Origin of the sequence: Bacillus sp. AG4(2022), from assembly GCF_031844465.1 — a bacterium.
Lineage (GTDB): Bacteria > Bacillota > Bacilli > Bacillales > Cytobacillaceae > Bacillus_AB > Bacillus_AB infantis.
Genome location: NZ_JAUZVH010000004.1, coordinates 287,835 through 300,393, shown reverse-complemented (window position 1 = coordinate 300,393; position 12,559 = coordinate 287,835). Strand labels below are relative to the sequence as shown.

At 50.0% G+C, this 12,559-nt stretch carries 16 protein-coding genes; 3 read left to right on the top strand and 13 right to left on the bottom strand.

What is annotated here, in order from left to right; genetic code table 11:
- Positions 1–15: 15 nt before the first annotated feature.
- Complete coding sequence (gene gerQ / locus Q9R36_RS13220) at positions 16–516, top strand: spore coat protein GerQ (RefSeq protein ID WP_009794338.1); 501 nt, start codon at positions 16–18, stop codon at positions 514–516.
- A 35-nt stretch (positions 517–551) separates the two neighbouring features.
- On the opposite strand, the gene Q9R36_RS13215 is transcribed toward gerQ, so the two are convergent.
- The 4 genes from Q9R36_RS13215 to Q9R36_RS13200 form a co-directional block, all read right to left on the bottom strand.
- Complete coding sequence (locus Q9R36_RS13215; protein WP_009794339.1) at positions 552–923, bottom strand: DUF423 domain-containing protein; 372 nt, start codon at positions 921–923, stop codon at positions 552–554.
- Between the two features lie 23 nt (positions 924–946).
- Positions 947–1,228, bottom strand: a complete 282-nt coding sequence (locus Q9R36_RS13210) for a YwdI family protein (RefSeq protein ID WP_094769431.1) — start codon at positions 1,226–1,228, stop codon at positions 947–949.
- A gap of 476 nt (positions 1,229–1,704) precedes the next feature.
- On the bottom strand, positions 1,705–2,379 hold the full coding sequence (locus Q9R36_RS13205; RefSeq protein WP_396137115.1) for a uracil-DNA glycosylase: 675 nt from the start codon (positions 2,377–2,379) through the stop codon (positions 1,705–1,707).
- Positions 2,363–3,139: a DUF4230 domain-containing protein gene (locus Q9R36_RS13200; RefSeq protein ID WP_311225299.1), complete on the bottom strand. Its 777-nt coding sequence runs from the start codon at positions 3,137–3,139 to the stop codon at positions 2,363–2,365. Before Q9R36_RS13200 ends, Q9R36_RS13205 begins: the two co-directional genes overlap by 17 nt.
- A 178-nt stretch (positions 3,140–3,317) precedes the next feature.
- Here Q9R36_RS13200 and Q9R36_RS13195 point away from each other — a divergent pair, with 178 nt between their 5' ends.
- Positions 3,318–3,641 (top strand): YflT domain-containing protein, encoded by a 324-nt coding sequence (locus Q9R36_RS13195; RefSeq protein WP_009794344.1) that lies wholly within the window; start codon positions 3,318–3,320, stop codon positions 3,639–3,641.
- A 100-nt stretch (positions 3,642–3,741) separates the two neighbouring features.
- Here Q9R36_RS13195 and Q9R36_RS13190 read toward each other — a convergent pair whose 3' ends face one another.
- The 9 genes from Q9R36_RS13190 to Q9R36_RS13150 form a co-directional block, all read right to left on the bottom strand.
- The gene (locus Q9R36_RS13190) at positions 3,742–4,761 is read right to left on the bottom strand and encodes a ThiF family adenylyltransferase (RefSeq protein ID WP_009794345.1); all 1,020 of its coding nucleotides are present in this window, start codon (positions 4,759–4,761) and stop codon (positions 3,742–3,744) included.
- 13 nt (positions 4,762–4,774) lie between these two features.
- The gene (moaD, locus tag Q9R36_RS13185) at positions 4,775–5,005 is read right to left on the bottom strand and encodes a molybdopterin converting factor subunit 1 (protein WP_009794346.1); all 231 of its coding nucleotides are present in this window, start codon (positions 5,003–5,005) and stop codon (positions 4,775–4,777) included.
- On the bottom strand, positions 4,998–5,462 hold the full coding sequence (locus Q9R36_RS13180) for a molybdenum cofactor biosynthesis protein MoaE (protein ID WP_009794347.1): 465 nt from the start codon (positions 5,460–5,462) through the stop codon (positions 4,998–5,000). Before Q9R36_RS13180 ends, moaD begins: the two co-directional genes overlap by 8 nt.
- A 71-nt stretch (positions 5,463–5,533) precedes the next feature.
- Complete coding sequence (gene mobA / locus Q9R36_RS13175) at positions 5,534–6,130, bottom strand: molybdenum cofactor guanylyltransferase (protein ID WP_224948801.1); 597 nt, start codon at positions 6,128–6,130, stop codon at positions 5,534–5,536.
- A 360-nt stretch (positions 6,131–6,490) separates the two neighbouring features.
- A complete protein-coding gene (locus tag Q9R36_RS13170) occupies positions 6,491–7,225 on the bottom strand; it encodes an ABC transporter permease (protein WP_311225298.1) in 735 nt (244 codons plus the stop codon).
- 1 nt (position 7,226) lies between these two features.
- Entirely contained in the window at positions 7,227–7,934 is a 708-nt protein-coding gene (locus tag Q9R36_RS13165) for an ABC transporter permease (RefSeq protein ID WP_224948800.1), read from the bottom strand.
- Positions 7,934–8,845 carry an ABC transporter ATP-binding protein gene (locus Q9R36_RS13160; RefSeq protein ID WP_009794351.1) on the bottom strand — a complete coding sequence of 304 codons (912 nt, stop codon included), beginning with the start codon at positions 8,843–8,845 and terminating at the stop codon, positions 7,934–7,936. Before Q9R36_RS13160 ends, Q9R36_RS13165 begins: the two co-directional genes overlap by 1 nt.
- 572 nt (positions 8,846–9,417) lie before the next feature.
- Positions 9,418–10,797 carry a HAMP domain-containing sensor histidine kinase gene (locus Q9R36_RS13155; RefSeq protein ID WP_311225297.1) on the bottom strand — a complete coding sequence of 460 codons (1,380 nt, stop codon included), beginning with the start codon at positions 10,795–10,797 and terminating at the stop codon, positions 9,418–9,420.
- Positions 10,794–11,471: a response regulator transcription factor gene (locus tag Q9R36_RS13150; RefSeq protein ID WP_009794353.1), complete on the bottom strand. Its 678-nt coding sequence runs from the start codon at positions 11,469–11,471 to the stop codon at positions 10,794–10,796. The genes Q9R36_RS13155 and Q9R36_RS13150 overlap by 4 nt, the downstream gene beginning before the upstream one ends.
- Before the next feature lie 140 nt (positions 11,472–11,611).
- On the opposite strand from Q9R36_RS13150, the gene pdxK reads away from it, so the two are divergent.
- Positions 11,612–12,448: a pyridoxine/pyridoxal/pyridoxamine kinase gene (pdxK, locus tag Q9R36_RS13145; protein WP_311225296.1), complete on the top strand. Its 837-nt coding sequence runs from the start codon at positions 11,612–11,614 to the stop codon at positions 12,446–12,448.
- Positions 12,449–12,559: the final 111 nt, after the last annotated feature.

Sequence of the window (12,559 nt, the reverse complement as noted above, 5' to 3'; positions counted from 1 at the left end):
TAGGAGGGATTTATTTTGAAACAGCAATCTGTACCGCAGCAGCAATATGTTGATTACCGCACCTATCCGCCTTATCAGCAGCAGCAGCCGCAACAGCAGCAGCCTTACTATGGGGCCGGCACACAGGCACAGGGATACGGCGCCCAGCAGGCCTATCCGCAGATGCCGTCCGGTTCCATGCTCACCACATCTCCGCCTTCAGGTTCACCCGTTTCACAGGTTCCCGGGATGCTGCCTATTGAGCAATCCTACATTGAAAACATCCTCCGTCTGAACAAAGGGAAGCTGGCAACCGTTTACGCCACCTTTGAGAACAACAGGGAATGGAATGCGAAGATTTTCAAGGGAATCATTGAAGCGGCAGGAAGGGATCACCTGATCTTGAGCGATCCGCAGTCAGGCACACGCTATTTGATCCCGATGATTTATCTGGATTATATTACATTTGATGAAGAGATTGAGTATGACTATCCATATGGAGCGGCTCCAGGGCTGGCAGCCTTTCCGCCAAGATAATGAAAAGCCTGGCTTATGCAGCCAGGCTCGTTTTTTTACAGATATTTAACTGCGGCAATGATCAGGAGAACCCATGCAGCAAGGAAGGCGACTCCGCCGAGCGGCGTGATGGCGCCGAGGACACTGATCTTTGTCAGCGTCAGAACGTACAGGCTTCCGGAGAAGAGGATGATTCCAATCAGCATCAGCCAGCCGGACCATGACAGTAAGGCCGTTGCCGGCAGTCGTCCCAGCAGAACACCGATGATCAGAAGTCCGGTGGCATGGAACATTTGATAGGTTACACCTGTTTTCCAGGTTTCAAGATACTTAGGTTCAACTTTTCCTTCCAGGCCGTGGGCGCCAAAAGCACCAAGAGCAACAGCAAGGAACGCATTGATTGCACCGATTATGATAAAAATCTTCATGATTTCACCTCTTCATCGACTTCTTAAAAGTCGAAAATTGAATCTCCATTTGCTTCATTTTCCATATTCATCTTCCTGGGCTGCTGGATTGAAGCCAGCGGCACACTTTCCTGTACAGGCTGAGGAATATAAGATGCAGCCGGCCGCACCGGCTCTGAACTTGTCTTCTCACCTTCCAGAAGCAGCTCGCATAAAGCCTTTATAGAATACACCCGCTCCCGGATCATTTCCTCAGAAGAGCTTGATTTGGCCCCCTGCAGCTCCTTTTCAATCTTGGCAAGCAGATTTCCAACAGGTATCTGCATACTGTTCACCTCTTTTTCCTAAATCTCTACAGCTCCATTTTCGGCAGCAGGCACCCATGCTATTCAGGCAGCCGAAATTACTTGGACTTTCCCTCAAATTTAAGGCAAGGATGGCCTGAAGCCCTTTCAACCGCTTTGGACGGAAGCTGCCTTCCCTTAAATTGAAACGCCCTGCACCCTTTCGGAAACTGCCGGTCCCATGTCACGTAGAAATGCTTGCATTTAAAGCAATTTGGCTGATTGCTGTCCAATCCTGTCATCCTTTGCTGAGCCTTATTTCTAACTCATTTGGCTATCGGTTTCTATTTTACATGACTTGTACCCATTATACATCCTAAAACTCTGACAGTTCTTTGAATAGAGAAAGGCGGAAGCGTCTTGCCCGCCTTATTTTATACTTGTCTATTAAAAAATGCCGTCAGCTTTCGACGGCATTCTTCATATGCAATTTCCGTTCCACGTGAAACATGCCGGAATTAGAGATCTGGTATCTGCCAGTCTATCTCCTCTTCCCCATTATCCTTCAAAATCTGATTGGTTTTTGAAAAGTGATGGCTGCCAAAGAATCCTCTTCTTGCTGATAGTGGGCTGGGGTGGACTGATTTTAGGATAATATGGCTCGGATTATCAATCAGCTTGGCCTTTTCCTGGGCGGGCTTTCCCCAAAGCAGGAATACGACCGGCTTTTCCCTTTCATTCAGCAGGGCAATAACGCTATTGGTAAAAGTCTCCCACCCCTTATTTTTATGGGAATGGGCTTCCCCCTCCCGCACGGTCAAAACGGTATTCAGCAGCAGGACACCCTGCTCCGCCCAGCTGACCAGATACCCGTTATCAGGGATTTTGCAGCCAAGGTCTTCATGAAGCTCCTTGAAAATATTCCTTAAGGAGGGGGGAATCCTGGTCTGCGGCTTGACCGAGAAGCTCAAACCATGGGCCTGTCCCGGTCCATGGTACGGATCCTGCCCCAGGATGACCACTTTTACATCCTCATAATCGGTATACTTCAGGCTGTTGAAGATATCTTCCCTGGCCGGATAGACCGTCTCGCTCGCATATTCTTCTTCCAGGAATCTTTCCAGTTCATGAAAATACGCTTTTTCGAACTCCTCTTCCAGAAGCTCGCCCCAGCGGTTATTTAATAGCTGCATCAGAATCCCCCTTATAGCTGACAGAGGCCTCATAGCCCAGCCTGCCAAAAAATTCGCTGATCGTTTTTTCTGCGTTCTTCTCAGCAAGTTCAAGAATCCCCTGGTCAATCGCTTCCGCTTCTACCAGTTCCTTTGCCTCTGCTGCAAGGCTGTATGCCTCATCCCAGTTCACATCACCCCGAAAAATCCCGGAAGCCGAAAATGTCTGGACATGCTCCAGATCGAGCGACGGCTCCTGGAGGATGCTTGCCTTCGGAAGGGAAACTTCAATCCTCTTATCCTCTTCCGACACCTTGATATCCTTTTCTCCAACCTGCTCAAGATCGACCCCTGCCGTTACCGTTCCCGGGACAATAAACAGAAGCTTGCGCTTTGTCCCCGGCAGATCCGTTTCTATCTGCCTGCCAAACAGTTCATTGTCTTCTTTTTCAATCACGGCCTTCACGAGCGCCTGTGATGATGCCAGCGTGGACAGGCCCCGCACCTGTTCTATAAAACTCCCTTTCTCTTCTTGAGCTGATGACCCTGTATAAAAATAAAAGATTCCTGCTGTAAGCAAAATTCCGATCATAATAAGCGACAATAAAAGCAGCCCGATTTTCCAGCTCCACTTCCTGAATCCGTAGCGCAAAAACCGTGAAAACGTGAACGCACCCCCGCTGCCTTCAAGAGCGGCGGCACTTGCAGCCTGCTTGCGGGAAGTTTTCAGTTCCTTCATAAGCGCCTCCATCTGTTCTAATACTTCCTGTTCTTTTTTCAATATCTCCGCTCCTTTTCTATACCCGTTCGTTTACATTATAAAATGAGAACTGCCTTTTTTGTAAAATTTTGCTGAAACATTGTACACAAAGATTGAAGTTTAAGTATGGAAAAAAAGGATAAATAAAAGAATAAGCGGACAGGCACATTGTCCAAAAAAATTAGAGGAGGAATTATTCATGTATAAAATTGAGGTTTGTGAAAACGGCGTACAAGCAACGGATACTATTAAAACTTTAACAGCAGAAGGCTATGAAAAGGACAATATCTTTATTTTTGCGCATGACGAAAACCGTTCCGAAGATTTAACTGATGCTACGAACACTGGGAGCGTCGGCTTGAAGGAACAGGGCTTATTTGATTCTGTCGGCAATATGTTCAATAAGCGCGGCGACGAGCTCCGCAACAAGTTCGAAGCTCTCGGCCTTTCAAAGGTGGAAGCTGAGCAATACGAAAAGGTGCTTGATGAAGGCAAGCTTGTCATTGTAGGTTCAAACGAATAAGTAAGAAGGTTCTCCAGCCGTTCCGGGACACCCCCCTGGGCGGCTTTCTTACTGAAAAAAAACAGAACCCCTCTGCAGCCAGGCAGAGGGGTTCCTGTATTTAACCCAGCAGACGCTGGTAGATGGCTTTTGCATGGGACTCATCCTTCGTGCCATGGATGAGGGCCCGGCCGTCACTGAAAAAGACGGCCCTTTCGGCACCCAGCTCGGCAGACAGAAGATAGGGATTGCCCTTTACTTCATAGCCGAGCCGGCCAAGCTGCCCTGCCAGCCCTTCGAGATCCAGGTCCCGCTTACCGGGCGGGCGGATCTGGACCGTATCCCGGCCGCAGAGTACGGCTGTCCTGGTCCGGTTATCCTGCTCCAGGTAAGGATAGGTCCTTTCAGCCCCGCATGAAGGGCAGCCCGGATCCTTGGCTTTGGCAGTCCCCATATTTGTATACTGGCTGTGCCAAAGATCGAAGCTGACAAACGAAGTCCTGACAGCGTCCCAGTCTTCTGCCAGGATTTTCAGCGCCTCTGCCCCCTGATGGGCTACGGTCATCTGGACGGCCGGTCCGATGATGCCGCCTGTATCACAGGTAAGCCCCTGCAGCGGAACAGCTTTCAGAAGGCAATTCAGGCATGGGGTCTTGCCCGGGATCACGGTAAAGCTCATTCCAAAGCTGCCGACACAGGCTCCGTAAATCCATGGTATTCCAAGTTTCTGGGACAGATCATTGATGACCATCCTTGTTTCAAAATTGTCAGTGGCATCAATCATCAGATCAGTTCCAGGCGCAAGCTCAGCCAGAAGTGAAGGATCTGCATCCCCGACAATGCAGCTTAAGTTGACGGAAGAATTTATTTCCTTCAGCCGCCTTTCTGCCGCCTTTGCTTTCGGCAGTTTTTCCCTGGCATCCTTCTCTGCATAAAGCTGCTGCCTCTGAAGATTGCTTTCTTCCACATAATCTCTGTCAATGATCGTCATACTCCCGACCCCCGCACGGATCAGGAGCTCTGCACAGCCGGAGCCCAGCGCCCCGGCCCCGATGATCAGGACATGCTTCCGGGCGATCTTCTCCTGTCCCGCCGTGCCGATTCCGGGAAAAAGCGTCTGGCGCGAATATCTTTCGTCCAACCTATTCCCCTCCTCAGCCGCCGCTGACCGGCGGGATGAAAGCGATGACGTCTCCCTCTTTGATCAGCTCGTGATCCAGGGCGAACTCTTCGTTCACTGCTGTCATTACGGTTTCCAGATTAAGGTGATAGGCTTCAGTTAAAATGGCTTTCAGTTCATTGATCGTCTTGCCCGCGGCGTCAAGCTCGATTTCTTCCTTGCCTGCACTTTCACGCAAGTGGGCAAACAGTTTGATTTTATTCATCCAGATCCTCCTTTTGCGGACGGCCAGCCGGATAAGAAACGGTTTCAAGCTGGTTGCCGATCCATTCTTCCCCGTCCTCCCAGTGTTCCTTTTTCCAGATAGGGACTATCTCCTTGATTCTTTCGATGGCATAGCGGTTCGCTTCATAGGCATCCGCCCTGTGCGGGGTAGATACAGCAATGACGACGGCTATATCGGTAATATCCAGCCTGCCTGTCCGGTGGGTGATGGCTGCCTTCGCGCCTTCCCATTTTTCTTCTATTTCATGGCCGATCTGCTCAAGCTTCTTCACTGCCATTGATTCATATGCTTCATAGACGAGATACAGGGTTTTCTTGCCGCCCGTCAGCTCCCTGACCGTCCCGATAAACACGGTGACCGCCCCAGCATTGCGCTGGATGACTTTATCAGTGACAGCCTGAACATCAATCGGTTCTTTTGATAGTTCAAAATCCATTTTCTCACCTCTTAGGATTCTCGAAGTTTTTATCTATATAGAATAGCAGGATTGGCTTCCCATTCCCAATTTTAAGATTCCCTGCCGAGCATACGCTTAGCCTGCTCGTATTCAGAAGGATGGTTCATATTGAAAAAACAGGCCTCCTCACCACCCCAGCCTTTTTCCAAAAGCTCTTTCTCTGATAAAATCCGGCTGTCCTCTGTGAGCAGATTCCTCATTTTGCGGTCGCCTGCTTCAAGCATTTCCTCTGCCCTCCGGTATAACCCCTTGTGATAGGCACCGAACAAGGGATGAAGCTGCCCGGAGATTTTCGGAACAGCGGCCTGGCATTCGCCCAGCTCGTTTAAAAGGATGCTGCCGAGCCCGGCTGAAAGAAAGGGCATATCACAGGCTGCGGCAAGATTATAGTCTGTTTGCGAATTTTTCAGTCCTGCATGGAGTCCGGCAAGCGGCCCTCCGTCCTGATAGATGTCACCAGCCATAGGGCAGCCGAGAAAATCGTAGTCTTCCGGGGAGTTGGTGACAATGATGATATCCTGGACTGCCTTTTTCAGCTCATCACGCACCCGTTCAATGACCGTAATTCCCTCTAAGGTCATAAGCGCCTTATTCTGGCCCATCCGGCTTGAACGCCCGCCCGCAAGAATGATTCCTGTTGCTTTCATGCAGCAGCCTCCTTTTTGGTATATGTATCTATTGTAGCTTTCTTGATGGTGGATTAATAGGTAGTGGGAAAAACATCCATGGAGGGGTGTAAAAAGAGATTAGTGGTGACAGAGGAAAAAAAACTGCGGAATTATAAGGGTGCTTAAAAAGTTTTAGAACCTGCTGTTTGGAGTGCAAGGCACGTAGACTCCTGCGGGAGATAGCGGCAATGCTGAGACCCCGCACCGCGGAGCGGGAGGAGGCTCAGCGTCGCCCCTCGGAAAGCGAAGTGCCTGGAACGGAAAACAGCAGCAAATTGTTAAGACTAAATAGTTTTAATCTACAAATATCCGCCCCCATTTTTCCACACAAACTGGATACTAAATCTCCTTGCGCTGAAAGTACGTCATTCCTGATAGGAAAAACAGTACGAAGCCGCCGAGGATGACAATCAGGAGGGTTTCCATGGAGGCATTCAGTGCCCCGAATTCTTCTCCCATCCGCGGAATCATGGTCAGAAATGGCTGTGCCCAGGGATAGAACGGGCCGTAGGTTTCTGAGTTGGCTACCAGAATGTTTGGGAGTGTAAAGACCACATTGATGGCCAGCGGAGCGGCAAAGCTGGACCATGCGGCTGAAACAAACATTTGCAGGGCCGCGACCGGAAGGCAGGCAACCCATCCGCCGGCTATGCTTTCCAGGATGATTTTCCACGGAATCGGTGCATCGAATCCTTTCAGCTGTGCCACCAGCAGCAGGCCGCCTAAAAAGAGCAGCTGGGAGACAGCAATCAGCCCCATAACAAGACTGAATTTCACGATATATACATTTCTCCGGGAAACCGGCAGTGACAGCAGCTGCTTCCAGCCTCCGCCCAGATGCTCATAGCGGCAGACAAATGCAGAAAATACACCGGTCAAGAGCGGCAGGAACAGCAGCGCATGGACGAACGCCATGCTGCTGAGGGTGTAGAGCCATTGAAGCTCCCCTTCCATCCCAGGCACATCAGCTTCGGCAAAGCCAGCCAGAGATGCCAGAAGGGGGCTTATAAATATAAGCAGCCAGACAGAAGATTTTCTAAGCTTCAGCCATTCAGAGCTTAATAGATTGATCATGCTATTTCACTTCCTTTCTGGAAAAATCAATCAGCCCGGTCAAGTAGATGCCGATGCCGAGCAGGACGCCGGCCAGTGCCGAATAAAAAGGACCGCCCCAGCTCTCAAGAAACAGCCATTTCAGCGGGACCCAGTCCGGGAACTTCACGGAAAACAGGGTCAGCACCGTCGCCAGAATGCCGGCCGTCAGCGGAATGGCCTGATTTTTCATGGTGATGGAAATCCATAACTGCAGTGCAATGAAAGGCATCCCAGCCAAATAAGGAAAGAACACTGATTCCGCCAGATGAAGGAAGGGAAAGTCTGTGCCAAATCCGAGGATCAGTCCCAGAATGATCAGCCCAACGAATAGCAGTACACAGGAAATAAACAATAAGATGGCTGCCAATAGAAACTTGGAGGTAAACACCTTTCCTTTAGAAACAGGAAGGGCCAGGAGCTGCTTCCAGGCATTTGTCTGATGCTCAATATTGGCAATCATGCTGGTGACCAGCGCAAGCCCGAGCATGATCGCAGGGATGCTGAGGAAGCTGGCTTCACCGATCAAGCCTTTCCATAAATCTTTTGCATAAACTCCTGTCAAATACTCATAGCGGAGCCCGAAATTGACCGCTTCAAGAGCGACAACGCCAAAGGGGCCGAGAAAAACGAGGAACAGGATCATCTTTCTTTTGATTTTCAGAAAGTCGGCGGAAAGCATGTTCATCATCACAGGCTTCCCCCTTCTCCTGTCAGCTCCAGGAAGATGTCCTCGAGCGTTTTTCTCTGCTCCTGGACACGGTATACAGAAACATCATGGCGGACCAGTGTTTCCACAGCCGCGGCCACCTGGGTGTCTGTCCCGTCAAGCAGCAGGTGCTCCCGCTTTTTTTCTGCCTGGATGCCGTTTGACAGCAGCGCTCTCCAGGCTTTCTCTGTTTCATTGACTGTAATCGCAATCTGGCTGTTTGCCTTCTGCCTGAGAACATGGATCGAATCCTGGAAAATCATCGACCCTTTGGAGATGATGCCCACCTGTGTTGCCATTTGATCGATCTCTGATAATAGATGGCTGGAGACGAGGATGGTCATTCCATGCTGTGCCGGCATGCTTTTGATCAGCTCGCGGATTTCAAGAATGCCGGATGGGTCCAGTCCGTTCGTCGGCTCGTCAAGGATCAGCAGCTCAGGGTTCGCGAGCAGGGCGGCGGCAATTCCAAGCCGCTGCTTCATTCCAAGGGAAAAGCCTTTTACCGGCCGTTTCGCTTCCTTTGACAGGCGGACAATGGCCAGCACTTCATCGATCCGTGATTTTGGCACCTCGAGAATCCTGCGGAGAGCCTCAAGATTTTCGATGGCGGTCAGATGTCCGTAATAGGATGGATATTCAACAAGAGAGCCAACCTTGCGAAGGATCTGCAACTTCTCTTTTTTCAGATCCCTGCCAAAGATATGGATGGAACCGCCCGTCGGCCTGGCCAGCCCGAGCAGCATCCGGATCGTCGTTGTCTTGCCCGCACCGTTAGGGCCTAGGAATCCGTATATTTCTCCTTTCGCCAGCCGCAGATCCACATTTTCGACCGCACTCCGTTTTCCGAACTTTTTCGTTAAACCATTCGTTTCCAAGATTAATTCGCTCATTTTCTTCACCTCGGAACCATCTTATCCCGCGAAGGTTAAGCTGGGGGTGGGGGGAAGTTTAAATTTGGTTTAAAAAAAGGGGGGAAATTAGCATGCCTGCCTGTTTTTCGGCTGGTTCTGGGCAGAATTGAGGTATTTTGGGTTGAAAAATTCTAGCTGTCTAAGAACCCGATGGTGCTCACATCATAAATTCCGGCTGATTCTACCTAAATTCGGCGTTTTTCTACATAAATTTTCAATTATTCTACCAAAAAATTAAAAGATTCTACCTACTTTTTTGGTTATTCTACCTTATACATTATTTACCAACTAATAGCATTGGAAATGCTGGAGCGAATCAACGACAAACCAAATTTTATAAACCCTGTTGATTGGAGTGCAAGGCACGTAGACTCCTGCGGGATTGCAGCGGCAAAGCTGAGACCCCGCAGCGCGGAGCGTGAGGAGGCTCAGCGCCGCCCCGCGGAAAGCGAAGTGCCTGGAACGGAAATCAACAGCCCCCATTCGAAGATATAACTCATTACAGCGACAAAAAGGCCCGGATATATGCAATCCGAACCCTCGCTCAATATCTATCCATCCTTATACCCTTTTCCCAAATCCCCCTTCCCTCCAATCACCATCTCCGTCCCGCCGCTGCTGCTGTTAATCTGAAGATCAAGATCCATCTCCTTCAGCATAAGAGCTGCAATGGAGAGACCGATGCCGGCGCCTTTTCCAGCCGACTCTCCTGTCATTCCCGGCCCTTTATCTTTTACGGCCAGAATTTCCTTTTCTGCATCAAGCAGGACGCCGACATATCTGCCCTGGGCGGCGTGCCGGAGGATATTCTGAAACAGATTATCGAGGATGCGGTTCATCCATTGCCCGTCTATATCCCAGTAGATGCTCTTGTCCGGCAGCTCAATATCAAGCTCGAAGCCTTCATTTTCAAAAACAGGATACCAGGCGGCTGCCGAGGTTTTTACGAGCCGGACGATATCCGTTTTTTCCGGATTGTATGGATACTTGCCTGAGGTTAATAGTGTATAGGAAAGCAGGTTTTCGATCAGCTGGCCAAGATAGTTGACTTTATTGTCAATGAGTTCGAGAGATTCCCGGCCTTTTTCGGAAGTGATTTCTTTTTTCAAAGAATAGGCATGGCCCCTGATTGTTGTCAGCGGGGTTCTGAGGTCATGGGAGAGATTGGCGATCAGCTGGCGCCTCAGCTCTTCTTCTTCCCGCTCCCGCTGCCTGCCTGTTTCAAGCTGGTCGATCATCCGGTTAAAAGCCCCTTCCAGCTGGCCGATTTCATCCTTCTTATCAATGGCGATCGGCAGGGGGATCCCGCCTTCAGCAGGCTTGTCCATTGCCTCCTGGAGACGGAGCAGTCTCTGGCGGATTCTGTAAAAGAAAATCCAGGACACAAAAAGGAACAATCCCAGCACCCCAAAGGTGGCAATCAGATAATAATAGTCATAGCTTCTGCTTACTTGCTCCCATTCTGTGTCCATTTCTCCCCGGGGCACCTGGATGACCATGAACCCTTCGGATTTCCCGGACCCGATGAATGAAACGACAGTATAGGGATCAGCTTCAAGGCCCCTGTTCGTCTTCATGAAATCTATGGTGTACAGCGGGTCCCACTGGGCAGGGATCTTTATTTGCTCTGGAAGCTTCAGCTTTGTGCTCCCCTGTCCGTCGACCCAAAAGATGCTTGCCTTATTGTACTTCTGCTTAAGCTCCCGGAGCCTCTCATTGATTTCCTCATCCGTCCTGCCGCCGAGCTTCTTTCCTTCTTCCTTCCACATTGATTCCATGCCTTTGCTGTCTTCATAGACATTCGGGTCATGCTCCTGCATGGAAAATGGGATATGGAATAAAACTGAAACGAGCGGAAAGGTGATTGGCATGAGCACCAGCGCCAGCAGGATGATGAGCAGGTATCTGCCCTGCAGTGATTTTGGCTTCATTGCTTCACCCTGTAGCCGATGCCCCGGATGGTTTCCAGGATGGCAGGCGAGCCTGGGTTTTCTTCAATTTTTTCGCGCAGGTAGCGGATGTGGACCATCAAGGTTTTATCTCCGTCCATATAGGGCTCCCCCCAGACTGCCTCAAAAATCTGCTCTTTTGTGAGAATCTGGTTCGGATGGCGGAGCATGTACATGAAAATCTGATGCTGCTTGCCTGTCAGGATGATCTCTTCGCCGCTCCTTGTATCGGTGATGCGATTCTCCCCAAGGCTGACTTCGAGATGGCGAAGCAGGAGCCGGCTCTGTTCCGGCTTTCCATACCTCCGGAGCAGCACATCGACCCTTGCCGCCAGCTCTTCCGGATGAAATGGCTTTGTCAGGTAATCATCGGCAAACTGCAGGCCCTGCAGCTTATCATCGACAGCCGTCCGGGCCGAAAGCATCAGGATAGGAATCCCCGGAGCATCCTTCTTCAGGCGCTGGCCGACCGTAAAACCGTCCAGACCTGGCAGCATTACATCAAGGATGACCAGGTCCGCTCTGGCAGCTGCCTGGGCTGCTCCCTCCCCTGACTGCAGCCAGTCGACCGAGTAGCCTTTTTCAAGGAGATAATCTTTCGTCCATTTGCCGATTTCTTTATCATCTTCGATATATAGGATGTTCTTCATCTTCATCACCGCTCAATCTTCTATTTCTGTTTTTATCATAGGTAAATTTTGGCGAAAAGAAAAGGGGTCCCTGCAATTCGTTCCAATTGTACTGAGATATAATATTGTTATAATCATAATTAGAACAATAATGGGAGGCGCATGACATGACTATGAAGAAAGTACTTACGATTGCTGGATCGGATACGAGCGGAGGAGCGGGCATCCAGGCGGACCTGAAAACATTCCAGGAACTCGGTGTGTACGGGATGACTGCACTGACAACGATTGTAACGATGGATCCGAAAGACCAATGGCATCATCATGTACATCCGCTGCCAATCGAAACGCTGAAGGCGCAGCTTGAAACCATCCTGTCTGTCGGCATCGATGCCATGAAGACCGGCATGCTCGGAACGGTGGAAATCATTGAGCTGGCGGCAATGGTGATGGATGAAAATAAATTGAACAACACGGTCATTGACCCTGTAATGGTCTGCAAGGGCGAAGATGAAGTATTGAACCCGGAGACCACTGACGCGATGAGGGAGCTTCTTCTTCCGCGGGCAACAGTGGTAACGCCGAACCTGTTTGAAGCATGGCAGCTGGCACAGACCGGGCCGATCCGCACCATCGATGATATGAAGGAAGCGGCTGCGAAAATTCATGACATGGGTGCGAAGTATGTATTGATCAAAGGCGGCAGCAAGCTGAAGCATGAAAAAGCGGCTGACCTCCTATATGACGGAAAAGATTTCCTTTTGTTTGAAAACGAGCTGATTGATACTGTTTATACGCATGGGGCAGGCTGCACCTATTCTTCTGCAGTAACTGCAGGGCTTGCGAAGGGCCATAGCGTGACAGAAGCTGTCGAGACCGCGAAATCCTTCATTACGGAAGCAATCCGCCATGGGTTCCGCCTGAACGTGTATGTGGGTCCTACGATGCATGGTGCATATCGCAGCAATGGCTCAATCGAAAAAGCCGAGGGCCGGAAAATCTGATAGCGGAGGAAACACTGCCGCTGCTTAAAAGGAATGTGGAAGCGCCGATTTCGCTTTTCCATTCCTTTTTTAGTAAAATAATCTCATTCAAGGAACAGCAGCATTGTGCTG

What these genes read in the sequence shown, in the direction of transcription:
- Q9R36_RS13215 (WP_009794339.1), bottom strand. Translation starts at nt 923, where the DNA reads ATGAAGATTTTTATCATAATCGGTGCAATCAATGCGTTCCTTGCTGTT.
- Q9R36_RS13210 (WP_094769431.1), bottom strand. Translation starts at nt 1,228, where the DNA reads ATGCAGATACCTGTTGGAAATCTGCTTGCCAAGATTGAAAAGGAGCTG.
- Q9R36_RS13205 (WP_396137115.1), bottom strand. Translation starts at nt 2,379, where the DNA reads ATGCAGCTATTAAATAACCGCTGGGGCGAGCTTCTGGAAGAGGAGTTC.
- Q9R36_RS13195 (WP_009794344.1), top strand. Translation starts at nt 3,318, where the DNA reads ATGTATAAAATTGAGGTTTGTGAAAACGGCGTACAAGCAACGGATACT.
- moaD (WP_009794346.1), bottom strand. Translation starts at nt 5,005, where the DNA reads ATGAATAAAATCAAACTGTTTGCCCACTTGCGTGAAAGTGCAGGCAAG.
- Q9R36_RS13180 (WP_009794347.1), bottom strand. Translation starts at nt 5,462, where the DNA reads ATGGATTTTGAACTATCAAAAGAACCGATTGATGTTCAGGCTGTCACT.
- mobA (WP_224948801.1), bottom strand. Translation starts at nt 6,130, where the DNA reads ATGAAAGCAACAGGAATCATTCTTGCGGGCGGGCGTTCAAGCCGGATG.
- Q9R36_RS13170 (WP_311225298.1), bottom strand. Translation starts at nt 7,225, where the DNA reads ATGATCAATCTATTAAGCTCTGAATGGCTGAAGCTTAGAAAATCTTCT.
- Q9R36_RS13165 (WP_224948800.1), bottom strand. Translation starts at nt 7,934, where the DNA reads ATGATGAACATGCTTTCCGCCGACTTTCTGAAAATCAAAAGAAAGATG.
- Q9R36_RS13160 (WP_009794351.1), bottom strand. Translation starts at nt 8,845, where the DNA reads ATGAGCGAATTAATCTTGGAAACGAATGGTTTAACGAAAAAGTTCGGA.
- Q9R36_RS13155 (WP_311225297.1), bottom strand. Translation starts at nt 10,797, where the DNA reads ATGAAGCCAAAATCACTGCAGGGCAGATACCTGCTCATCATCCTGCTG.
- Q9R36_RS13150 (WP_009794353.1), bottom strand. Translation starts at nt 11,471, where the DNA reads ATGAAGATGAAGAACATCCTATATATCGAAGATGATAAAGAAATCGGC.
- pdxK (WP_311225296.1), top strand. Translation starts at nt 11,612, where the DNA reads ATGACTATGAAGAAAGTACTTACGATTGCTGGATCGGATACGAGCGGA.